Genomic DNA, 3120 nt, shown 5'->3' with positions numbered 1-3120 from the left:
CGTGCTCGAAACGATCGCGCAGATGCGCCAGGTCGAAGGTCAGCGGTACCTTCGCTTTCAGCTCGAAGTCGTGGATGGTGAGCGTGCGGCCTTCGCTTTCCAGGGTGTAGACATGCTCGGCGAGCATGCGCACGCCCATGTTTTCCAGCATCGGCAATGCATCGGACAACGAGATCGGCGCACCCACATGGATCACTTTGAAACGCAGGCTCTGGTCGCGTGCGTCTTCGTAGAGATGCAGATGGATCGAATCGTTGTTCTTGAGCGTGGTCAGGGCGATCACGTCCAGCGCGGCCTGTTCCGGCGCCACGTCTTCGATGTAGCCGGCCGGCAGCAGCTTGCCGAAACGGTTGGACAGCGCCACACCCTGTGCTTCGCCGACCTTGCCGATCAGGCTGTCGCGCAAGCCGTCGTACCAGTTGCGCACGATGTGCTGCAGCTGCGTTTCCAGCTCCTGCACGTTGAACGTAGGATGGTCGCCCGGATGCGGACGCACGGTGACGTGCAGGCGCGCGAGTGCGGATTCGCCCATCAGCACGTTGGAGTCTACGCTCTCGCCGTGGAACACCTCGCGCAGCAGCGCTTCGATGCGCTCACGCACAGTGGTGTTGAAGCGTTCGCGCGGCACGAACGCCAGGCAGGTGAAGAAGCGGCCATAGCGGTCGCGGCGCACGAACAGACGCGTACGCGCACGCTGCTGCAGCTCCAGAATGCCCATGGCGGTGGCGAACAGTTCGTCCTCGGTGCTCTGGAACAGCTCTTCCGGCGGTAGCGTTTCAAGAATGTGGCGCAGCGCCTTGCCGGAATACGCATCACGCTTGAGGCCTGAACGCACCAGCACCGCTTCCACGCGCTGGCGCACCAGCGGCACATCTTGCGGACGTGACATATAAGCGTTGGACGTGAACAGACCGAGGAAGCGCTGTTCGGAAACCGGCCTGCCGTTCGCGTCGAACTTCAGCACACCCACGTAATCCATGTTGCCGGCACGATGCACGTGCGAGCGCGCATTGGTCTTGGTGAGGATGATCGCATCATACGCGCCGGACTGCGGCAAGTCGTGCGCCACCATCGAGCGCAGCGAGCGTGGCGCTACCGAGCGCTCGCTCTTGTGCAGGATGCCCAGGCCCGATTCCTCGACCGGGAGCAGCACTTCGTCGCCCTTGGCCTTGGCCACTTCGTATTCGCGATAACCCAGGAAGGTGAAGTTGTCGTCCGCCAGCCAGCGCAGGAACTCGCTCGCCTCGGCGACCGAGGCGGCGTCCAGCGGCAGCTTGCGGTTCGGCAAGTCGGTCGCGATCGCCAGCGCCTTCTCACGCATGGCGTTCCAGTCGCGCACGGCGGCGCGCACGTCTTCCAGCGCATCTTCGATGCGGCGCTTCAGCTGTGCCTGGATGGACTCATCGAGGATGCTGTCCACTTCGAAATGCATCACCGACTCGGATGCACCATGCTCGTCGCCCAGGTGCAACAGTTGGCCGTTCGAATCGCGGCTTACCTTCACCACCGGATGCAGCACGAGATGAATGGTGGAGTGCTCGGCAAGCATCACGCTCACCGTATCCACCAGGAAGGGCATGTCGTCGGTGACGATGTCCACCGCGGTGCGCGCCGTGTGCGCGGCGCTGGTCACGCGGACCGCGGTACGTTGCGGTGTGCGCTGCTGCAGGAAATCGAGCAGGCCGGCGACCACTTGTGCCCACGCGGCAGGCGTATGCAGGTCGACATCGGTGCTGGCGATGCGGGAGAAAAAGGCGCTGATAAAAAATTGCGCCTCATCAAGGCGCTTGGTCGGATAACCGCTTTTCTTCAACTCTTCGAGCACGACAGACACGAGGGGGATGTCGTTGGCCGCACGGATCGCATTCATGGCTTCTACTTAAGAAGTGGAGATGATGGGGTTTGAAAGCCTTAAAAGGATACGCTTGGACCTGCATTGAATCCATCGGCAGCGCAGCAACGCGTGTCATGTGTGATTAACCTCCATGCATGTAAGTCAGTATGCGCAAGCGGACCCACCCAAGATCCATCGTCGCGGCGAACGGAAATTTCCCCAAACTGTCATGCTCACGCTGGGTGCGGCGACAGGGACGATCATCCAGCGTCGCTGGGTAAAACCCACCGCGCTCCCGGCGCGCTGTTCACAGTGGCGGCAAACCCGCCTGTGCCGTTCGTCATTTGCCCGAAAGGCTAGATTCCCGCACCGCAGAAATTGTAAACTGACCGGTATAGTCTTGCTCACGATCCCGTCTGCAGGGACCAACGACACAGGACAAACCGGCCTTGATCCGATAAACGTAAGAATTTCCGGCAAGTACCGCCGGGCCGCCGGCAGGTCGTGCCTGGCCCACCCCCATACCCGATTACGCAAGTCATGGAGCCCTCATGAAGTCGACGCCAATGCGCACACCGGTGCTGTGCCTGAGTTTGCTGGCACTTGCCGCCTGCAGCAGCAAGACGCAAGGTCCGCCGCAGATGCCGACGCCCACCGTGGGAGTGGTCGAGGTCCAGCCGCAGAACGTGCCGCTGACCAAGGACCTGGTGGGACGCCTGTCCGCCTACCGCAGTGCCGACGTGCGCGCCCGCGTATCGGGTGTGCTGCTCAAGCGCGTCTATACCGAAGGCACGGATGTAAAGCAGGGCCAACTGCTGTTCCAGATCGATCCGGTGCCGTACAAGGCCGCCCTGGCCAACGCCGAGGCGGCGCTGGCCTCGGCCCAGGCCAGCTATACCAATGCCCACGTGATCGCCAACCGCGATCGCCAGCTGGTGCCACAGGGCTATATTTCTCGCCAGCAGCTGGATACTGACGAAGCCAACGAGCGTACCGCGCTGGCCGCAGTGAAGCAGGCCGAGGCGAACGTGCAGACCGCCCGCGTCAACCTCAGCTACACCAGCGTGACCTCGCCGATCGACGGCCGCGCCGGCGAACAGCAGGTGACCGAAGGCGCCATCGTCGGCAACGGCACCTCCGATGCCGGTGCCAACGCCACCTTGCTGACCACGGTGGACCAGCTCGATCCGCTGTACGTCAACTTCACCCTGGGCGCCGCCGATCTGGACACGCTGCGCCACGCCCAGGCCAAGGGCAACCTGCAGCTTGCCGCACAGGACAAGACC

Annotated in this window: 1 protein-coding gene and 1 pseudogene; one reads left to right on the top strand and one right to left on the bottom strand. The window is 62.8% G+C overall.

The genetic code is table 11. The features are described 5' to 3' along the window. Positions 1-1870, bottom strand: a pseudogene (locus tag VMA74_RS07645) (NAD-glutamate dehydrogenase); the annotation flags it as partial. 515 nt (positions 1871-2385) lie between these two features. On the opposite strand from VMA74_RS07645, the gene VMA74_RS07640 reads away from it, so the two are divergent. Continuing rightward, positions 2386-3120 (top strand): efflux RND transporter periplasmic adaptor subunit (locus VMA74_RS07640; RefSeq protein ID WP_325366040.1); only part of this gene is annotated, 735 nt, incomplete at its 3' end.

This window comes from Dyella sp., from assembly GCF_035508675.1.
Taxonomy (GTDB): domain Bacteria; phylum Pseudomonadota; class Gammaproteobacteria; order Xanthomonadales; family Rhodanobacteraceae; genus Dyella_B.
The sequence above is the reverse complement of the archived record's forward strand: the minus strand, read 5'-3'. Positions and strand labels throughout refer to the sequence as shown.